General features: G+C 45.1%; 16 protein-coding genes. 12 read left to right on the top strand and 4 right to left on the bottom strand.

Features of this window, described 5'->3' with window-relative positions; translation table 11 throughout:
* Positions 1 to 307: 307 nt before the first annotated feature.
* Together OSCIL6407_RS0111215 and OSCIL6407_RS0111210 are read left to right on the top strand one after the other, a co-directional pair.
* Positions 308 to 2,227, top strand: coding sequence for a CHASE2 domain-containing protein (locus OSCIL6407_RS0111215; RefSeq protein WP_019487228.1), 1,920 nt, complete (start codon positions 308 to 310; stop codon positions 2,225 to 2,227).
* 47 nt (positions 2,228 to 2,274) lie between these two features.
* Complete coding sequence (locus OSCIL6407_RS0111210; protein WP_007353703.1) at positions 2,275 to 3,039, top strand: MinD/ParA family ATP-binding protein; 765 nt, start codon at positions 2,275 to 2,277, stop codon at positions 3,037 to 3,039.
* Between the two features lie 31 nt (positions 3,040 to 3,070).
* Here OSCIL6407_RS0111210 and OSCIL6407_RS0111205 read toward each other — a convergent pair whose 3' ends face one another.
* A complete protein-coding gene (locus OSCIL6407_RS0111205; RefSeq protein ID WP_007353702.1) occupies positions 3,071 to 5,530 on the bottom strand; it encodes an ATP-binding protein in 2,460 nt (819 codons plus the stop codon).
* 474 nt (positions 5,531 to 6,004) lie between these two features.
* On the opposite strand from OSCIL6407_RS0111205, the gene OSCIL6407_RS0111200 reads away from it, so the two are divergent.
* Entirely contained in the window at positions 6,005 to 6,565 is a 561-nt protein-coding gene (locus tag OSCIL6407_RS0111200; protein WP_007353701.1) for a hypothetical protein, read from the top strand.
* Positions 6,566 to 6,724: 159 nt separating this feature from the next.
* On the opposite strand, the gene OSCIL6407_RS0111195 is transcribed toward OSCIL6407_RS0111200, so the two are convergent.
* A complete protein-coding gene (locus OSCIL6407_RS0111195; RefSeq protein ID WP_007353699.1) occupies positions 6,725 to 8,311 on the bottom strand; it encodes an adenylate/guanylate cyclase domain-containing protein in 1,587 nt (528 codons plus the stop codon).
* Between the two features lie 470 nt (positions 8,312 to 8,781).
* On the opposite strand from OSCIL6407_RS0111195, the gene OSCIL6407_RS32530 reads away from it, so the two are divergent.
* Positions 8,782 to 10,062 (top strand): transposase, encoded by a 1,281-nt coding sequence (locus OSCIL6407_RS32530; RefSeq protein ID WP_019486963.1) that lies wholly within the window; start codon positions 8,782 to 8,784, stop codon positions 10,060 to 10,062.
* A gap of 41 nt (positions 10,063 to 10,103) precedes the next feature.
* Here OSCIL6407_RS32530 and OSCIL6407_RS0111185 read toward each other — a convergent pair whose 3' ends face one another.
* Positions 10,104 to 10,436 carry a XisI protein gene (locus tag OSCIL6407_RS0111185; protein ID WP_007353007.1) on the bottom strand — a complete coding sequence of 111 codons (333 nt, stop codon included), beginning with the start codon at positions 10,434 to 10,436 and terminating at the stop codon, positions 10,104 to 10,106.
* Positions 10,424 to 10,840 (bottom strand): XisH family protein, encoded by a 417-nt coding sequence (locus OSCIL6407_RS0111180; protein WP_007353008.1) that lies wholly within the window; start codon positions 10,838 to 10,840, stop codon positions 10,424 to 10,426. The genes OSCIL6407_RS0111185 and OSCIL6407_RS0111180 overlap by 13 nt, the downstream gene beginning before the upstream one ends.
* Positions 10,841 to 11,118: 278 nt before the next feature.
* Between OSCIL6407_RS0111180 and OSCIL6407_RS32525 the strand changes: the two genes are divergently transcribed.
* The 8 genes from OSCIL6407_RS32525 to petJ all read left to right on the top strand — a co-directional run bounded on the left by OSCIL6407_RS32525 (position 11,119) and on the right by petJ (position 16,109).
* Positions 11,119 to 11,325, top strand: a complete 207-nt coding sequence (locus tag OSCIL6407_RS32525; RefSeq protein ID WP_007353009.1) for a hypothetical protein — start codon at positions 11,119 to 11,121, stop codon at positions 11,323 to 11,325.
* A gap of 421 nt (positions 11,326 to 11,746) precedes the next feature.
* Positions 11,747 to 12,577: a prepilin peptidase gene (locus tag OSCIL6407_RS0111175; RefSeq protein ID WP_007353010.1), complete on the top strand. Its 831-nt coding sequence runs from the start codon at positions 11,747 to 11,749 to the stop codon at positions 12,575 to 12,577.
* Between the two features lie 66 nt (positions 12,578 to 12,643).
* Positions 12,644 to 12,862, top strand: coding sequence for a hypothetical protein (locus tag OSCIL6407_RS0111170; RefSeq protein ID WP_007353011.1), 219 nt, complete (start codon positions 12,644 to 12,646; stop codon positions 12,860 to 12,862).
* A gap of 58 nt (positions 12,863 to 12,920) precedes the next feature.
* Positions 12,921 to 13,877 carry an acetyl-CoA carboxylase, carboxyltransferase subunit beta gene (gene accD / locus OSCIL6407_RS0111165; RefSeq protein WP_007353012.1) on the top strand — a complete coding sequence of 319 codons (957 nt, stop codon included), beginning with the start codon at positions 12,921 to 12,923 and terminating at the stop codon, positions 13,875 to 13,877.
* 361 nt (positions 13,878 to 14,238) lie between these two features.
* Positions 14,239 to 14,430, top strand: coding sequence for a hypothetical protein (locus OSCIL6407_RS0111160; RefSeq protein ID WP_007353013.1), 192 nt, complete (start codon positions 14,239 to 14,241; stop codon positions 14,428 to 14,430).
* 49 nt (positions 14,431 to 14,479) lie between these two features.
* Positions 14,480 to 14,968: a photosystem II cytochrome c-550 gene (gene psbV / locus OSCIL6407_RS0111155; RefSeq protein ID WP_007353014.1), complete on the top strand. Its 489-nt coding sequence runs from the start codon at positions 14,480 to 14,482 to the stop codon at positions 14,966 to 14,968.
* 154 nt (positions 14,969 to 15,122) lie between these two features.
* Positions 15,123 to 15,626 (top strand): photosystem II cytochrome PsbV2, encoded by a 504-nt coding sequence (psbV2, locus tag OSCIL6407_RS0111150; protein WP_007353015.1) that lies wholly within the window; start codon positions 15,123 to 15,125, stop codon positions 15,624 to 15,626.
* A 141-nt stretch (positions 15,627 to 15,767) separates the two neighbouring features.
* Entirely contained in the window at positions 15,768 to 16,109 is a 342-nt protein-coding gene (petJ, locus tag OSCIL6407_RS0111145) for a cytochrome c6 PetJ (RefSeq protein WP_007353016.1), read from the top strand.
* Positions 16,110 to 16,134 lie beyond the last annotated feature (25 nt).

The raw sequence follows: 16,134 nt of genomic DNA, 5'->3' as shown, positions 1-16,134 counted from the left end.
ACCCCGGCTGTCAGGGAGCAACAGGTTTGTAGACATTACCTGTCTCCCAGAGCGATCGCAAGTATCGAACCGCTACTACTAGCGACATTTTTTGCACCTAAACCGATCAATAGCATTAATTAACCAAACCAGCAATAGTCAAGATCGGCAATGATACCTCTAAAAAAAGTCTGTTACACTCAGGTGCAACTTCTCAAACCACAGCTTGCGACATTACCTAAACTTTTATTTTGAGGTCAAATATCAAACTCTGATATCCCCTCATTAAGCGCGGTACTACGCAATAGGAATTACAGAATGGAGCGCGATGATTGATAAATTCTCTCAGAAAATATCCTCAGCGTTGCCAAAATTGAGCAACCTGTACAAGCCTACCCTAAACTTTGTCAAATCGGTAGCAGTTGCCAGTGTCGCCGTTACTGTTTTGTTAGTTGGGGCCCGGCAAATAGGAATGCTGGAACCGTTAGAATTAGGGGCTTTTGACCAAATGCTCCGATGGCGAAAAGACGAAGGGCCAGACCCGCGCCTGTTAATTGTCAGAATCACGGAAGGGGATATCCAAAGGCTCAAAGAATGGCCCATTTCCGATCGCAAAGTAACCAACCTATTGCAAAACCTAGAGCGCTTAGAGCCCCGCGTCATCGGTCTAGATTTACTGCGGGACGTACCTTTAGGAGATGGTCGCGCTGAATTAACTAAAGTTTTACAGCAAAGTAAACGGATAGTCGGCGTTTGCTTACTCAGCGATGGTACAGCAGAACAGCCAGGAAGTCCCCCCGCTCCGGGACTGGCAAACAGTCAAGTCGGATTTGCCGATTTAGTCGTAGATCCCGGCGGAGTGCTCCGCCGCACAGCATTTTTCATTAAACCTCCAGAACCCCCCGGAGTTGAAAAACACCTGTGCAACAATTCCTCCGTCCCGTTTTTATCATCCTTTGGATTTCAGATAGTTAACCTTTATCTAAAACAGCAGGGAATTAAGCCAGGAACATCCCCCCAAGGGAAATTAATGCTGGGTTCCACTGTTATTAACCCCTTAGAAAAGGATTCTGGCGGATACAAAAATGCCAACGTGGGGGGATATCAATTACTAATAAACTACCGTTCTGCCCGCAAAGTTGCCCAGTTTGCCAACTTTGCAGATGTCCTCGAAGGCAAGATTGACCCAAAGTTAGTTAAAGATCGGATCGTTCTCATTGGCTATGCTACAGATACAGTTAAAGATGCTTTTTATACTCCCTATAGCGCTGGTAAGCAAAACGACCAGTCAATGCCAGGAATTGTAGCTCACGCTCAAATCGTCAGTCAACTTCTGAGTGCAGTTCTGGATGGGCGACCTTTATTTTGGTTCTGGCCCGAATGGCTAGAAGTCCTTTGGATTTGGGGGTGGTCAATGGTGGGAGCAGTGTTAGCTTGGCGTATTCAGCAACCCCTGCGTTTTGGCTTAGCTGGAGGAGCAATACTGGGAGTGTCCTTGGGTATAGGTTTTGGGATTTTTATCCTGGGAGGGTGGGTTCCCGTTGTCACACCTGCGATCGCCTTGATGGTAACTGCCGGCAGCGTCGTCTTAGGAGATAGATTCAATAAGGGAGGCTATGGCAAAGTAATTACGGATAAGGTTAAACAAGTCTTTAAAATTGAAATTGACCAAAGTAAAAAAGAACAGCAAGTTGCCGAAATTACAGAGTCCGAATTCTTTAGAGAATTGCAGCAAAAGAAAAGCGAACTGAAAACTCGGAAAAAGGAAGTCTCCGAAACTGCCATTTCCTTAACCCCAGCACCTGAAACTGCCGAGAGTGAGGCAGAGGATTATTTTGCTCAGTTGCAGCAAAAGGCAAAGCAACAGAGGCGTAAGGTGAGTGAAGTCAGCGAGGAAAGCGTTTCATCAGAGGCGATCGCGCATCCAGAAAACAACTATCCCACAGCAGAGGCGATCGCGCATCCAGAAAACCACCATCTCACAGCAGAGGCGATCGCGCATCCAGAAAACAACCATCCCACAGCAGAGAATCCACCCGATGACGGATTCGCAGATTTAGCGGCCAAAGCTAAACAGATGAAGCGACGGCGAACTCAGTTAGAAGCGGATAACAGCAATCTTACACAAGAAAATCCCCCCGACGAGGGATTTGCAGATTTAGCGGCCAAAGCTAAACAGATGAAGCGGCGGCGATCGCCAGAAAAACTTGAGGAGGTCGCAACAGAAAAGAAAGATGAAGAATCATAAGTAATAGATTAGTAAATGCCGCCTTCTCTAGGAATCAGAGGTAAATCATGTCTAAAGTAGTATCTATCCACTCCTACCGGGGTGGAACTGGCAAATCGAACACAACAGCAAACCTAGCTAGTACCGTCGCTCGTTACGGAAAGCGAGTTGGCATCGTTGACACAGATATTCAATCACCAGGGATTCACGTTCTTTTTGGTTTCAGCGAGGACAACATGAAACGTTCCCTCAATGATTACCTCTGGGGTCGGTGTCCGATTGCAGAGACGGCCTACGATGTCAGTTCCGTTCTCCCAAAAACGGCAGCAAAAGACAGTACGCTCTATCTGATCCCATCCAGCGTCAAAGCCGGAGAAATTGCGCGAGTGCTGCGAGAGGGATACGATGTAGGTTTGCTTAACGATGGCTTTCAAGAACTAATAGAAGATCTCAAACTGGACTATCTATTTATTGATACCCACCCCGGTCTGAATGAAGAAACCCTTCTTTCTATTACTATCTCTGATATCCTTGTGTTGATTTTACGTCCAGATCAGCAAGATTTCCAGGGTACGGCCGTCACCGTAGACGTAGCGAGAAAATTGGAAGTACCCAAGATGTTATTAGTGATTAACAAAGCACTGATTTCCCTTGATTTCGATGACTTAAAGAAGCAAGTAGAAGCGACCTACAAAGTTCCAGTGGCAGGTGTTCTACCCCACAGCGACGAGATGATGTTACTGGCAAGCAAAGGAGTTTTTACTTTAAACTATCCCGATCATCCGCTAACTAAGATTGTCGAAGGAGTTGCCAAGGAGATACTTAATAGTTAACAGTTAACAGTTAACTGTTAACCGTTAACTGTTAACTGCTAACTCCTTGCCGAATTGGAATCTGAATTACAAACTCAGTTCCCGCACCGGGTTGAGAAAAGCAAATTAATTTACCGTGATGTTTTTCGGTAATGATTTGGTAGCTGATAGACATTCCTATACCCGTTCCTTTATCGCTCGGCTTAGTCGTAAAGAAGGGGTTAAAAATGTATTTTTGAATGGATTCTGGTATGCCAGGCCCATTGTCAGCGATCCTAATTTCTGCCCATTCACTATCTATGACTGCCGTGCGAATCGCGATCTGATTCGGCTTTGTCTGGCTTTCCTGATAGGTTCGTTTGGCGGTCATTTCCTCTAGAGCATCGATCGCATTCGCCAGAACATTCATGAACACCTGATTCAACTGTCCGGGATAACATTCGATGGGCGGTAAATCGCCGTAATTCTTAATTAGCTGAATCTCTGGGCGATTGGAGCGTGCAGTCAAACGATGCTGCAAAATCAACAGCGTACTTTCAATTCCTTCGTGGATATCGACTGTTTTGCACTCAGCTTCATCCATCCGCGAGAAATTGCGTAAACTCAACACAATCTGGCGAATGCGATCGGTACCTATTTTCATGGAATCCAGGGTTTTGATCAGATCCACTTGCAAAAATTCCAGATCTACTTCCTCAACTTCAGCTTGAATTTCGGGAACAGGAATGGGATAGTGCTTCTCGTAAAGTTGGATTACATTCAGCAGGTCATGAGCGTACTGCCGTACATGACTTAAGTTGCCATAGATAAAGTTGACAGGGTTATTGATTTCGTGGGCCACTCCTGCTACCAACTGTCCCAAACTAGACATTTTTTCTGCTTGCACCAGTTGAGCTTGCGTCCGCTGTAAATCAGAGAGGGTGCGCTCAAGCACTTCTCGGCTTTCTGTAATAGCAGCAATTTGGGGCAGAGTCGTCCAGCAGGCGATCGCGACCCCAACAAACGCCACTGTCATCAGCAAAATGCTAAATAACGCCAAATGGTTCCCAATGCCACGATATTCCAGTCCGGCCCGGACTAACCAGCCAATAGTGACCGCGCCGCACATCAACACAATCAGAATCGTGACCTGAAAGGCCACCCAATCAGTTTTAGGATTAGACATTGGTTCGGAATACTTTCGCACCCACCAAACAGGCTGGAACGGCGCAAACCGCAGACGCGGGAGCCCGGTTCCGAGCAAACCCACGATCGACGGCAGCAATATCCCGATCGATAGATCTTGCCAACCCCATGCCCACCCACCGATCGCTAGAACGGCAGCCTCAACACCAAAAAAACCCAGCGACCACCAAGACCACCGGGTTTCTGGTCGCCCGCGCCCCAACCACGACCCAAAATGGATCGCCATCATTGACAGTAGGTAGCCCGTTCCCGTGATCATGACAATGCGGGTAACATCGCCCCATAGTAAGCAAATTAGACTCAAGAATAAGGTAAAAATCAAACTCGGCGTAAGCACACCTCGGCGCGAGATCGCAGAAAATACAGAGGGTAGATACCCATCGATCGCCAACTGATACAGAATCCGAGGACAATTAGAAACGGCTGTCGCTGAACTCAGGAGGCAGCCTGACGTAATCAAAAACGCCACAAGCGCAGGAGCCAGTGCGCCCCAGAAGGGAGACGTGGCAGCAACCAAATTGAGGCTAGCATTATCTCCTAATCCGGGTGCAGTCGCTAACCGCATCAGTACCCAAGACCCTGCAAAATAGATAATAGGGATGAATCCTGCTGTCACGCTCAGACAACGTACAGTAGCAGTCGGCTGGCGGCTATCTGCCACAAACGAAGAAGCAGTCTCACAGCCATAAACGGCATAGACAGCGATAAAGAACCACTTCATCCAATCAATGGCAGAAATGCCCGTCCAAGTATCGGGTAGCAACCCAGGACTGGCGGGCGAGAAGCTTAGCCAGCCAATCCCTTGCAAACAAAAGGTGAGGAGAAACCCGACTGCTGGAAACACAAAGAAAGTGTGTAAAATCCCCACAGTACGAGTACCGCTAAAGGCAACAATAAACGGCAGAATAGCAAATCCGACTCTCAGCAGCACAACCGGGCACGCGATCCCAAAGGGGTCTAAATTCTGCTTAATCAAATCGGTCAAGATCATCGCATTCATAGGCGGCACGGAGATCCACCCAAGCAGATACCCGATCGCACTGTAGCGAGCCAAGGACGGAAACTGCTGAAGTAACCGCGTAGTGTAGTTCGGTGTGCCACCAGCGACATCAGGGAAGTATTTCCCCAATTGTTTCACTTGCAGGTTCAGCAAAACGCCGACAATGGTTCCGGGTATCCAGACCCAAATGGCTTGTTGTCCCAAGGCAGCGTGCATGGCAGGAGCAGTGCCCAGCCACAAAAGCAACCCGCTAAACCCAAACCCCCACGTCTCTAGGGAAGTCAATCTCCGAGGCAGCGGAGAAACAGAAATTTGTAGCTGACTCATAAAGTACCTTTAACTTTAGTCTAATTAGTTATAGCTGAAGGTAAAAGGAAAAATGAAGAAGGCTGTAGTTCTCTAGAAGAGAAGAGAATAATTCTTATACACCAAACTTTTTACTTACCCGGATATTAGGTGTTAAAAGCAGCTTTTTGTTGAAAAAATAATCTTTACTAAATTAATGCGATCGCGTTTATGTACAAAAATAAAGCTATATAAAATTGATGTTGAGGCCAACAATTAATAATGTTTACACCCGGATCAATAAGTTTTTTTATAACTAATATCATTAAATAGAAAAAAGACTCATATAAAATTTAAGTTTTACTGTAGAAATTAAAATGCTTTCATGCTAACCTCAGCCTTAAAATAACTCACTTACATTTTAAGTGATACCAAAATTTAATGAACATACTAAAATATGCGCTACCCGCTATTCTGGGGACATACTTGATATCCACATTAGGAGTATCTCCAGCTATGGCAGCTATAATCACAGGCACAATCAAAGTCAAAATCGAGGCCGAGTACGTCAACGATCCCAAATTCGTGGGGGTCTACACGGGTGACTTTTCTTACGACGATACACATCTGACCAAAGTTGGCACAGAATCCATCAATATCAGTGGTGGTGGAAATGGAGATCGACCAGGATTGCTATCTTTTAACTTTAGATTTCTGGACTTTGCTACAGGTTTAACTCCTGTCACCTATACAGCGAGTGATGATTTAAACTTCCCAGACGCTCCTATTTTGGGTTTCGAGAACGGAGTTCCCACTCAAATTGGCGCGTACATTGCTCCGGGAAGTGAGGGCGGAGTTTTCGCGGAAAAGAACGGATTTATGTTTGGAGATCCCAGGGCATTTATTTTCGTCTTGCAAGACGGAGCTGTTAGAGGTGATGGGCTTGTGACCTTAGAAATTAACGAATCTCCTCCTCCTTCCGTACCAGAGAATGCCTCCCCGTTAGCTTCATTGTTAGCCTTTTTGGGCTTGGGTGCAGCTCACTTGTGGAGAAAGTCGAAAACGGCAAGCAACTAATCATCTTTATCAACCTAACTTTAATGAGAGGAATGAAGCTTTTCGCTTAGCATTGCGATTGCTTCGTTCCTCGCAATGACACACAAGATATATGGTCTAAGTTCCTCGCAATGACACACAATATACACAATCTATCTACTTACGTACCTTGGTTAACAGTTAACTATTAACCTTGAGCTTTTGAAGGGCGAAGACTGACATAGGAGCGGCCTTACCTTTGAGGGAAATAGCTCCCAAATCTTCGCAGTCAAAGTGAGGCGCGATCGCACTAAACACCTTCTCGCTGATCAAAATTTGGTTTTTAGCCGCCTTAGTCATCAATCGCGCTGCCGTATTCACTGTATCCCCAACTACGTTAAACTCCCGGCGACCGCGAGATTCCCCAACCTCAGCGGCAAACACAGGGCCCATTGCCAGTCCAATCTGAGAAAACACTGTAACTTGCTTACCTCCAACAATGGGCGGTGTCAGTTGTGAAATAATATCTCGGATCGCCAAGGCCGCACTAGCAGCTCGATAGGGATCGTTAGTGTGAGCTTCCGGTACTCCAAAATAGATCAGAATATCAGAACCCTCCAAGTGAGCAGTCACATTTGGCAAAACCCCACCCCTGGCAGTCACAGCAGCATCCACCATCGAAAAAACGCGGGAAAAACTGGTGACAAGATTGACAGCTTCCTCCGGCGTTGCCAAATCAACTGACTCTGGCAAACCGATCAAGTTTACAAACATCACCGTCGGCATCAGAAAATCAGGCGGTATCTGTCGCTTATTGGCATTTTCTACCAGTAGGGTAAGAATCGGTCTAGGAATGTAGCTAGCCAGAGATTCTACCCGCTTCACAGCCTCTTCAATTTCAGCAGCCAAACCAGATACACTCCTGTCTAGCAAAACAGAACTTGGCATCCGACGACGGGTAGGCATGATGTCGTATTCTCCGAGTTGAGCATCGGTGAGGTCATCTACGGCTAATAAGTAACCAGGTTTGCTAGGTTCAAAGCGAAATTGGTCTGCTAGAACAGAACTTGCAGTTTCCGTCAAACATACTCTTCCCACAGTACCTGCACCTTCAGCTTGCTTGGCTTGCTGGACAGAATGACCCAGCAATACGTGAGCCATTCGCATCGGCGTGCCGATGTCCGCAGCGATATACTTGCCACAGTGAATGCCAACGCGCATTCCCAGGGATAAAACGCCCCTCGGCGTTTCAATTTGGCTAAAATTTGCCATTGCTCGCTGCATTCGCAGTCCCGCCCGCAATGCCGTAGCTGTATCGTTACCGTCTTTAGTAGCTAAAAACTTTACCAGCATTGCGTCTCCGGTAAATTCCAATAAGTCACCACCGGATTTGCTGATGATGTCAATCATTGAGGCAAAATAGGTGTGGAGTAAGTTCCAAAGTGCTTCTGCTCCAGAACGACCGTAGGCGGCATTGGCTTCTAACAGGGGTGTGAAGCCTGCGAGATCGGTAAATAGTAAAGTGCCTTCTTGCCATTGATAGCGAACTTCGCCCGGTTTGGGGGGTGATTCAGATACAGGTCGGGGTACATAGTCGTTCAGGATGTAGCGCAGAGTCCGCAAGTGGTCGAAAACATTGATTAAGGTTGCAGGTTTTGGGTCTACCCAAGCTGCTGCATATAGCTCAGCAGAAAGTAGCGATCGCAGCTTGAGTTCGAGGGCGGCTAAGGGAGGATTGTAGGCTAATACGTTAATTCGTAAATTTGTGAGTTTTGTGCTATTATCCATAAGTTTTAGGTAGAAAATTGTGCTTAAATCTGTGTTTAGAGATTGAAAAAATATTTTCAAGTTCCGCTGCTTGACTGTGATTGTAGCCTTAGTCTTAGAGATTTGTTTGTAATGTTAGTAGGTGTTCGTCGATCCTCGCCGAGCTAATTAGGCGAGAATTATGGAATTACTATTGACAAATTTATAATATTGTGCATTCACAGCAATGCTGAGAAACTTTTAGCGAGGTCTTTAGTCTGGTTCGCGATGTTGTAGACCAGTGTAGCGATCGCGCTGGAATTTGCATATCCTAGAAGAGCTGGAATTTGGATATTTTAGAAGAAGCGCGATCGACCAATACTCCGGACAGTTTTGGAGTAGAGACGCGATCGCCCGTCCACAAAAAAGTAAGTAAAATTTGAATCTCAAAGGCAGAAAAAAAGACACTCTTTAGGTTAAGCTTAAAAAAACTGAGCTTAACAGACTGCCTTATGAACATTATTGAATCCATCTTACAACAAATGTCCGGGGTGAGTCAAGCCCAAAAAAAGTTTATAATGACTTTACTTTCCACAATCGTGCTGGTTTATGGCAAAGTGAACTTCACCAATCTGGGCCGCTATAGTCCTGCCACTGAAAAAACTTATCGGCGGCATTTTTTAAAAAAGTTTGACTGGGAGCAATTCTCTAAATATTTTATTAAAAAAGCCTTGAATCCTGAACGCACAATTATTGCCGTTATTGATTGTTCTTTTTTGAGAAAAAGTGGTAAACATACTGAGGGAAAAGGTTATTTTTATAATGGTATTGCGGGAAAAGCTGAACAAGGATTAGAAATTTCTGTGATTTCTGTTGTCGAAATTGAAACTCATATTTCCTATAGTTTAAGCGTGCAACAAACTCTTTCGCGTCCGACCACAGAACCACCGAAAAACTCCCTAATTTTTACTCGGAAAAGAAACTTAAAAAAACGGAGTAAAAAACAGGTATCTGAAACCTTAACACCTGATATAACAAGAGTTGACGACTATGCAAAGCATTTAAAAAATACTCGTTCTTTGTTGCCAGAATCTGTACGTTATTTGGTGGCTGATGGCTATTATTACCGCGCTAAATTTTGGGATGCTGTTCGGGAGTCAGATCTCAATTTGATTAGTAGATTAAGGGTTGATGCCAACCTGAATTACCTCTATACCGGAGCAAGGAATAAATTCGGCGCTCCTCGTAAATATGATGGTAAAGTTGACTGCAATAATTTGAAAAATCTAACTTTCGTCAAAGAAATTAAGCCAGGAGTTAAGCTTTATTCATTATTAGTATGGAGTTGTTGCTTAAAATGCAAAATCCGTTTGGCTTGTATATCTGAGCTTCAAGCTAACGGTAAAACCAAAAATGTTTTATTGTTTAGTACCGATATCAATCTCAAGGCTGAGCAAATACTTGAGTATTATCAAGCTCGTTTTCAAATTGAATTCATTTTTCGGGATGCCAAACAATTTACTGGTTTGTCCGATTGTCAATCTGTGAATAGCCAACGGCTTGATTTTCATTTTAATGCCAGCCTAGCGGCCTTAAATTTAGCCAAATATGAAGCCTCTAATCGCCACTTGTCTGCCCATCCATTCGTGTTTTCAATGGCCTCCTATAAACGCCTGGAATTCAATCGGCATCTACTTTATACATTTATTAGCAAGTTAGATTTAGACAAGGACTTGATTTTAAATCATCCTAACCTCCCCTCAGTCTTGTCTTATGGTACTCTGGCTGCTTAAAAACTGTCCGGACTATTGATCGACAGTAAATTAAACGTAATTTATCCGATGGCAAATTCACTGAATTCTCGCATATTAGGAGGGTCAAAACCTAGTATAATGTCTTGTTTAGGAACTCCTAATTCTACGAGTTCATTGGCAATACCCACCTCGGTTCCATCCTGCTGAATCCAAATTTTATTGTCGATAATATCTAGGTGCAAAACCGGGCCATAAATTCGCTCCTGATTGCGCCAGCCTACATAGACTAATTGATAACGATCGCGGTCGGTATCAAAGATAGTTTCAGCCTGAATTCGCTCATCCCAAACCAGACTGGCGTGTTGGGAGAGAAGATTTTGGATGTGCTGCCTATAAAGTTCTACATTTGCCATTGTGCGATTGCCTCCCGCTCTATATTGTAAATAATTAAATAAATTTTATTTTGTTTAACTAAAGAGTGAATAAAGCCCATTGTGAAAAAACTATGGTAGACATTGCTGGGTATTGCCAGATATAAAATGCGGTCTGCTTCTTGTTGTTGTAAAGCTGCTCTATAACTAATGAATTGTCCTAAAGCTGTGTAAAACTCGGATATTTTGGATGGGCCAATAAAGCTTTTGATTTCAACGGCGATTTTCTGTCCGTCTTTTTGGGCCGCAACCACCTTTTCAGCCCCCAAGTCAATGTAAAGCTCTAGAGTTCCAGCTTGTAAAGTGTATGGATCGTGAGTAATCTGCCATCCATCTTTCTGGAGAGCGGTTTTAACAACTTCGTGAAAGGCATCTTTAGCAGGCATGGATGTACTGACTCGTTGTGTTTAATATCTTGGATAGTTGTATTTTAATAATAATAGAGATTTTGGAGAAAGCAAAGCTAATATTTATAATTAGATAACCGCATCAATATTGGCTGCTGAGTGTCGCGAATAGGATAGTCGTTCAGCTTCGGAAAATGCTGGGGCGAGATAAAACATCGAATAGTAAGCACGAGAAGTAGCAAATTCAGGCTTACAATTTGTTTAACTCCCGATCGCAAGGATTGGCAAAAAAAACGCTAAACAGTCGAGATTGCTCCATGTTGTTCGATTCGACTTTACTCCGAACCGCCAGACTCACCTATCGTGCCTATTTGGAAGTACACTCCGACCAAATGCAGCGTCCAATGGGCGTAGTAATTAACACAGTAAACAGCCGAGGTCAACTAATTTTCTCATCGAAGCCAGTGTTATTACCCGATGAATGTTACGTACCTTTTGAGCATATTGAATCGCAAATTTATTAGTAAACTGGTAACGCCGCCCTCTAAGTGCTAAGTAGTCGGACATATAGCAGTTCGGCTTGAGGCAGGAGGAAAATGCAATACTAGACATGGTTTAGGCGATTTAGAATGTCCTAACCGTTATGGCGGTTGCTATAAATAAACGCAACCATGTCATTGCGAACGGAACGATAGTGAAGTGAAGCATAAGCGCTACGCGCAGGCTTCGCCAACGCAGGGGTTTGGGATTGCTTCGCTGGGCTCGCAATGACATTATTTATTTTTGTCCAACTACTTATCGCAACTCCCAAGTCAGTTAGGACGCTCGCTTATTGCTAAAGTCTGCTTATTCTATTCCCTTCTTCCCTTCTTCCCTTCTTCCCTAGCCCCTAGCCCCTAGCCCCTCTTTCCTCTTCCCTAGCCCCTAGCCCCTAGCCCCTTCTTAATGGAAATACTCACCGCTCTGCCTTTTGCCTTAATTATATTTGTACTAGGAGCCTCAATTGGCAGTTTCCTCAATGTCGTAGTTTATCGGCTACCAGCAAAATTGTCCGTGCTCTGGCCGCCGTCTCGCTGTCCTCAATGCTTACATCAACTCCGACTCTCCGAAAATGTACCAGTATTCGGCTGGCTGTGGCTGCGGGGGCGGTGTAAGCACTGTCGAAGTCCTATTTCTGCCCGCTATCCAATTGTAGAAGCAGCAACGGGTCTGATGTTTTTGCTAGTTTTCTGGAGGTTCGGGGTAACGCTAGAAACTTTGGGTTACTGGACGTTTTTTAGCTGGCTTTTAGCTTTATCTTTAATTGATTTAGACACCATGACCCTTCCTAATGCCTTAACTCGGTCAGGATTGGTTCTCGGTCTAGTTTTCCAAGCATTAAATGGTTTATTGCCCAACTTTAATCTCGCAGTTGGGATCGATCGTCTAGTATTAACGGGTGTTACCGGTGCAGTTGTTGGTCTTTGGTTGTTTGACATCATTGCCTTAGCAGGTTCCCTTGTCTTTGGGCAAACTGCGATGGGAGCGGGAGATACTAAATTAGCAGCGATGATGGGAGCGTGGTTAGGCTGGAAATATCTACTACTGGCGGGGTTTCTCGCCTGTACTCTGGGGGCATTTGTGGGTGGGGGTGCGATCGCATTGGGCTGGCTTGGTCGCCGCCAACAGATGCCCTTCGGGCCATTTTTGGCTTTGGGCGCAGTATTAACAGCTCTTTGGGGCGAGATGATAATATCTATTTATTTGCAGTTATTTTTCCCTAATTTTAGCCTCTAATTAGGTATGTTTACTCAGATAAATAATTGGCAGATAGCCTAGTCCCTTAAATTGGTAAGATAATCTGTGTCTTGGATTACGCTAAAAACTACTAGCTTCCGCTGGGAAGCCGAATTGATGGAGCAGTTACTAGCCGCTCATCAAATCCCGGCTCGGATTGTGGATTTGGGCTTAGCATCGTATTTGGGAGCTGGGAGTGCCACAGCTTTGCAAGTCCGACCGCAAGACAAGTGGGCGGCATCGCTCCTAATCAGTCCGATTGAGGAAGATCCAGATAACGGTTAACAGTTAACAGTTAACAATTAACAATTAACAATTACCAATTACCAATTACCAAGTTTTAATGTCTTTATTTGACTGGTTTGCAGATCGACGAAAAGCAGTGCCAAATTCTGAACAGCGGCCCGAACGCGAAATTGCTGACGGGCTGTGGATTAAATGCGAAGCTTGTGGGGCGCTCACCTATGCCAAAGACCTCCGGGCAAATTTTATGGTGTGCTTAGAGTGCGGCCATCATTTGAGAGTATACAGCGAGGAACGTATCGAGCAGTTGATCGATGCGAATACCTGGAAGGCAATCGATTGGGGATTGTGCGCGACTGACCCGTTAAAGTTTCGCGATCGCAAACAGTATAGCGATCGCCTCCGTGAAACTCAAGAAAAAACTGGCTTAGTAGACGCAGTACAAACGGGACTAGGCCAACTAGAAAGCTTACCCATAGCCCTTGCTGTGATGGACTTCCAATTTATGGGAGGGAGCATGGGTTCAGTAGTAGGAGAAAAAATCACCCGCCTGATCGAACGCGCTACCCTCGAAGGCTTACCGGCGATCGTTGTCTGTGCCTCTGGTGGTGCCAGAATGCAGGAAGGAATGCTGTCGCTGATGCAGATGGCAAAAATTTCTGGAGCCTTAGAACGGCATCGAGAAGCTAAACTGCTCTACATTCCGGTCTTGACTCACCCTACAACTGGCGGCGTGACAGCTAGCTTTGCTATGCTCGGCGACATTATTATTGCAGAACCAAAAGCAACAATTGGCTTTGCCGGTCGCCGGGTAATCGAGCAAACTCTGCGGGAAAAGCTGCCCGAAAATTTCCAAACTGCTGAGTATTTACTGGCTCAGGGCTTTGTAGATGCGATCGTACCTCGCACCCAGTTAAAGAAAACTTTAGCTCAGCTAATTCGACTTCACCAACCCCAACCGCAAATCAGTTCCGCTTCTAGCGTGGCAGAAAGCTTGAATCCGAGCGATCCCCACATTATACCCACACATACCACTAGCTTCGGGCGATTGCCCTAAAGCGGGCGATCGAAGCAAAGACAGCTAGTTGGTAAAAGGGCATCTGGATGGGATGATATTGATTGTGATTCACAACTGCTTTCGTTTGGTGCTCAAGAGAGATTGATGGCTGGGATCAGTAATACCTGATGGGCGGATATTGGGATAATCTTTTAAAAAGGTACGCAGGGAATCTGCGAAACCAGGGAAGAATCCCTAAACGCTTCTCTGAGCTAGTTGTAAGACTAGGATAGCAGCCTACCTTTTAAAGCAAAAAGATTGCGCCCAATCACCCTAGCAATAGGGAGATTTAGAGCGAAATCTCGCTTTGAATCCCATCCTCTTTAGGGATGAGAATGTCAACTGTCAGCAACCAATAATTATGGGTTTTGCAGACCTGTCGATTGCAGAAATAGCAGTGGATTACAACGTCCCTGTAGAAGATGTACTGCGTTTGTGCGATGAGTTGGGAATTGCTTACAAACATCCGCGAACCCGTTTGGCTTTGGAGGATGTTAAGGCAATTATTTCTAAACTCGATCGAGGCCGTGACTCAGAACCTATTGCAGATTGATCCATTCTGTGTAAAGGGTTCAATAACTAACCTGTTTTTAGGGAGAACCATGCTTAAAAGATATTTCATTGCTGTTGTCACTGTATTCTTGACATTTCAGATTTTTGTCGGCGGTGCCCTTGCTGTCGAACTCAGCGAAGAGGTTCGCACTGTTCCTCTGAACGCTCAGGGTAAAACTGTGGTGTTGAGCCTCAAACAAGTTAAAGAAGGCAAACGCTTATTTAACTCAGCTTGCGCTCAATGCCATGTGGGGGGTATGACAAAAACTGACCCAAATGTGAATTTGAGTCCTGACACTTTAGCTTTGGCATCCCCACCACGCACTAATATAGAAACGTTGGTGGAGTTCATGAAAAACCCAAAGACGTTTGACGGGTTTACCGAAATTTCTGAGTTGCACCCTAGCACTAAAAGTGCAGATATTTTCACTGAAATGAGAAATCTCACGGATGATGACCTTTATGCGATCGCGGGTCATATTCTATTGCAACCGCAGATTATCGGTTCTCAGTGGGGTGGTGGCAAAGGAGCTCGTTAAAGGATTTTAAATTTTAGATTTTGGATTTTAGATGGTGAGGTTGTTTACGGACTGCAAGCATCGAGCGGGTTCGGGGCTGAGCTCTTATCTAAAATCTAAAGTCTAAAATTGTTTGGCCCTAGAATTCAATATCACATTTATATTGCTCGCCCTCATGCTACGCCATAGTGTTTTAGTTCGTTATCTGTTGGGGATTTTAGTAAGTGGGCTGCTGCTATTAAGTGCTGTCCAACCTGCCCGAGCTGATGCTTTAGATCCCTATGTGGTTCGGTATTTGCAAGCCAAAGAACCTATTGAGCTAGAGCTAAACGGTCAGGGAGAAACTCGCTTGTTTTCTGGTGAGGATTTATCGGCGGGCAAACGCCTGTTTGGGCAAAACTGCCTGAACTGTCACGTAGGGGGAGCGACACTACCCAATCCAATGGTATCTCTGTCTTTGAAAGACCTCAAAGCTGCAACGCCTCCCCGTGACAATGTTAGCAGCTTGGTGGCTTTTTTGAGAGAGCCGATGAGTTACGACGGCAGCGAGGAAAGCTATTGGTGCCGAGAGGTACCGGAAAGTTGGATGCCACAGGAGCAAATAGAAAATTTGGCTGCTTTTGTACTCAGAGCCGCTCAAAAGGCTCCGGGATGGGGCGTGGAGAGTTTTGAGAATTGAAAATGGGCGGGAAAAAGGCTGCGATCGCTATTGTGAGTGTATCAACAGGTAAAATAGTTTGGTCAAGATGCTTTGATGTTGGAAAGTCCCCCTGACAGCGAGAGCTGGAGAGGGGAAAAATGTTACTAGAGGAGAACTCAGTTGAAAAGAATCTTATCGATTGTCCTGTTCGCGATCGCAATATTTACCCTCGGTTTTGGTCGCCCTGCATTGGCAGAGGGAAATATCGCTAATGGAGCGAAAGTTTTTGCCGCTAACTGTGCTGCTTGCCATATCGGTGGCGGTAATGTTGTGATGGCTCAAAGAACCTTGAAAAAAGAAGCTTTGGAGAAGTTTGCGATGAACTCTCTAGAAGCCATCACCGCCCAGGTGACAAATGGCAAAAATGCGATGCCAAAATTCAAGGGTCGTTTAAGCGACCAACAAATTGAGGATGTGGCTACCTACGTGCTTTCTCAAGCTGAAAAAGGCTGGAAAGGCTAAATTAGTCTGTGCTAGCTAGGTCTAA

This window comes from Kamptonema formosum PCC 6407 (assembly GCF_000332155.1).
GTDB lineage: Bacteria > Cyanobacteriota > Cyanobacteriia > Cyanobacteriales > Microcoleaceae > Kamptonema > Kamptonema formosum.
This window is presented reverse-complemented; position numbering and strand designations above follow the sequence as displayed.